Below are 2,599 nucleotides of genomic sequence, written 5' to 3'. Positions count from 1 at the left end.
GTGACGAGCGCGCGCGCGATCGCGAGCTGCTGCTGCTGGCCGCCGGAGAGGTTGCCGCCCTTGCGCGACTTCATGTCGTACAGCACGGGGAAGAGCGCGTAGATCTCGTCGGGGATCTTGCGGACCTTGGCGTGCTCGAGGCCCGTCTGGATGTTCTCTTCGACGGTCAGCGTCGGGAAGATCATGCGGCCCTGCGGCACGTAGGCGATGCCCTTGGCGACGCGGCGGTAGCTCTCGTCCTTCGTGATGTCCTGGCCGGCCACGCTCACCGAGCCGGCCTTGGCCGGCAGCACGCCCATCAGGCTCTTGAACAGCGTGGTCTTGCCCATGCCGTTGCGGCCCATGATGGCCACGGTCTCCTTCGGTGCCGCCTCGAACGAGATGCCGTGCAGCGCCTCGCTTTGCCCGTAGGCGACGAACAGGTCCTTCACGCTCAGCATGGCGGTGCTCCTAGTGCGGACTCAATGGCCCAGATAGACGTCGATGACCTTCGGGTCGTTCTGCACCTTCTCCATCGACCCTTCGGCGAGGATCTTTCCCTGGTGCATCACGGTGACCTTGTGGGCGATCTGCTTGACGAAGTCCATGTCGTGCTCGATCACGATCACCGAGCGGTTCTTGCAGATGCGCTTGAGCAGCTCGGCGGTGAGCTCGCGTTCGCGCGCGCTCATGCCGGCGATGGGCTCGTCGAGCATCAGCAGCTCGGGCTCCTGCATCAAGAGCATCCCGATCTCCAGCCACTGCTTCTGGCCGTGGCTCAGCAGGCCGGCCTCCAGCTCCAGGTGGGCGGCCAGGCCGACTTCCTCGGCGACCACCTGCACACGCGCCTTCACCTCGTCGCTGCACTTGAAGAACAGCGCCCCCAGCACCGAGCGGCCCTTGGGGAAGGAGACCTCCAGGTTCTGGAACACGCTCAGGTTCTCGTAGATCGAGGGCGTCTGGAACTTGCGGCCGATGCCACGGCGCACGCGGGTGTGCTCGGCCAGCGAAGTCAGCTCTTCGTTCTTGAACTTGATGCTGCCGGCGCTGGCCTTGGTCTTGCCGCAGATCAGGTCGAGCAACGTGGTCTTGCCGGCGCCGTTGGGGCCGATGATCACGCGCAGCTCGTTCTTGTCGATGTAGAGCGTGAGGGCGTCGATGGCCTTGAAGCCGTCGAAGCTCACGGTGAGGTCTTCCACCGCGAGGGCGAAGTCGGTGTTGCTTCCCATGGCTGTTGTGCTCCTAGGCTTGCTGACTGCTCACACCGGAGGGCATCGAGCTCGGCGGGGTCTTGGCCGCGGGCTTGGGCGGCGGATGCGGGAAGGAGGCGTGCGCCGCGGCGAGTTGTTCGCGTTGCAGCTTGCGATCCGCGCTGCGCTTGAGCCACCAGGGCTTGATGTGGCTCTCCCACAGACCGGCCAGTCCGTTGGGGAAGGCCATGGTCACGCCGATGAAGAGCCCGGCCATCAGAAAGAGCCACAGGTCGGGGAAGGTCTCGCTGAAGAGCGTCTTGCCCGCGTTCACCAGCAGCGCGCCGTACACCGCGCCGACCAGGCTCATGCGCCCGCCCACCGCGGCGTAGATCACCATCTCGATCGAGGGCACGATGCCGACGAAGCTGGGCGACATGAAGCCCACCTGCAGCGCGAACATCGCGCCGCCGATGCCCGAGAGCGCGGCGCCCAGGCAGAACACCGCCACCTTGAACATGGCCACGTCGTAGCCCGAGAAGCGCACGCGGTCTTCCTTGTCGCGCATGGCCAGCAGCAGCGTGCCGAGCTTGCTCTTCTGGATCCAGGCGCACAGCACGATGCTGGCGAGGATGAGGCCGGCGCAGACGTAGTAGAGGATGTACTTCGCGCTGTCGGTGCGGATGTCCCAGCCCCACATCGTCTTGAGGTCGGTCATGCCGTTGACGCCGCCGGTGTAGCCCTGCTGGCCGATGATCAGCACCGAGAGGATCAGCGCCACCGCCTGCGTGATGATGGCGAAGTACACGCCGCCCACGCGCCGCTTGAACATCGCGTAGCTGATGATGAAGGCCAAGAGCGTGGGCACGGCGATCACCAGGATCAGCGTGAGCGGCAGGCTCTTGAAGGGCAGCCAGAAGCTGGGCAGCTCGGTGATCTGGTTCCAGTCCATGAAGTCGGGGATGCCCGGCGTCGACTGGATCTTGGTGCTCTCGGGGTCGCTGGCTTCGAGCTTGAGGAACATCGCCATCGCGTAGCCGCCCAGCCCGAAGAACACGCCCTGGCCCAGGCTCAGCACGCCGCCGTAGCCCCACACCATCACGAGACCGATCGCGACGAAGGCGTAGGTGAGGTACTTGCCCACCAGGTTGAGGCGGAAGATGTCGAGGCACAGCGGCAACACCGCGAGCAACACGAGGGCCAGCAGGATGGTGCTGCCCATGCCGGGCTTCATGAACCACTTCTTGAACGCAATCATTCGGTACTCCAGAGACTTCGGATCAACGGCGGACCTTGGCGGCGAACAACCCCTGCGGGCGCATCATCAGAATCAGCACGATGAGCGACAGCGTCAGCACCTTGGCCATCGAGCCGGTCATGAAGAACTCGCTGATCGACTGCGTCTGCGCGATGCCGAAGGCCGAGGCCAC

At 64.9% G+C, this 2,599-nt stretch carries 3 protein-coding genes and 1 pseudogene; all 4 read right to left on the bottom strand.

Annotated features, from left to right (window positions below; all coding sequences use genetic code 11):
• The coding region (locus VFL64_RS14185; RefSeq protein WP_489541029.1) for an ATP-binding cassette domain-containing protein at nt 1-440 on the bottom strand (440 nt) is incomplete at its 3' end.
• A gap of 21 nt (nt 441-461) precedes the next feature.
• Entirely contained in the window at nt 462-1,208 is a 747-nt protein-coding gene (gene urtD, locus VFL64_RS14180) for an urea ABC transporter ATP-binding protein UrtD (RefSeq protein ID WP_489541028.1), read from the bottom strand.
• A gap of 13 nt (nt 1,209-1,221) precedes the next feature.
• Complete coding sequence (gene urtC, locus VFL64_RS14175) at nt 1,222-2,427, bottom strand: urea ABC transporter permease subunit UrtC (protein ID WP_489541027.1); 1,206 nt, start codon at nt 2,425-2,427, stop codon at nt 1,222-1,224.
• A gap of 22 nt (nt 2,428-2,449) precedes the next feature.
• Nucleotides 2,450-2,599, bottom strand: a pseudogene (locus VFL64_RS14170) (urea ABC transporter permease subunit UrtB); the annotation flags it as partial.

Origin of the sequence: Rhizobacter sp. (assembly GCF_035702065.1) — a bacterium.
Taxonomy (GTDB): domain Bacteria; phylum Pseudomonadota; class Gammaproteobacteria; order Burkholderiales; family Burkholderiaceae_C; genus Rhizobacter.
Note: the sequence above shows the minus strand (reverse complement) of the source record. Positions and strands in the feature narration are given on the sequence as shown.

Bases quoted from the DNA above. Each gene is read 5' to 3' on its own strand.
- urtD (WP_489541028.1), bottom strand. From the start codon at position 1,208: ATGGGAAGCAACACCGACTTCGCCCTCGCGGTGGAAGACCTCACCGTG.
- urtC (WP_489541027.1), bottom strand. From the start codon at position 2,427: ATGATTGCGTTCAAGAAGTGGTTCATGAAGCCCGGCATGGGCAGCACC.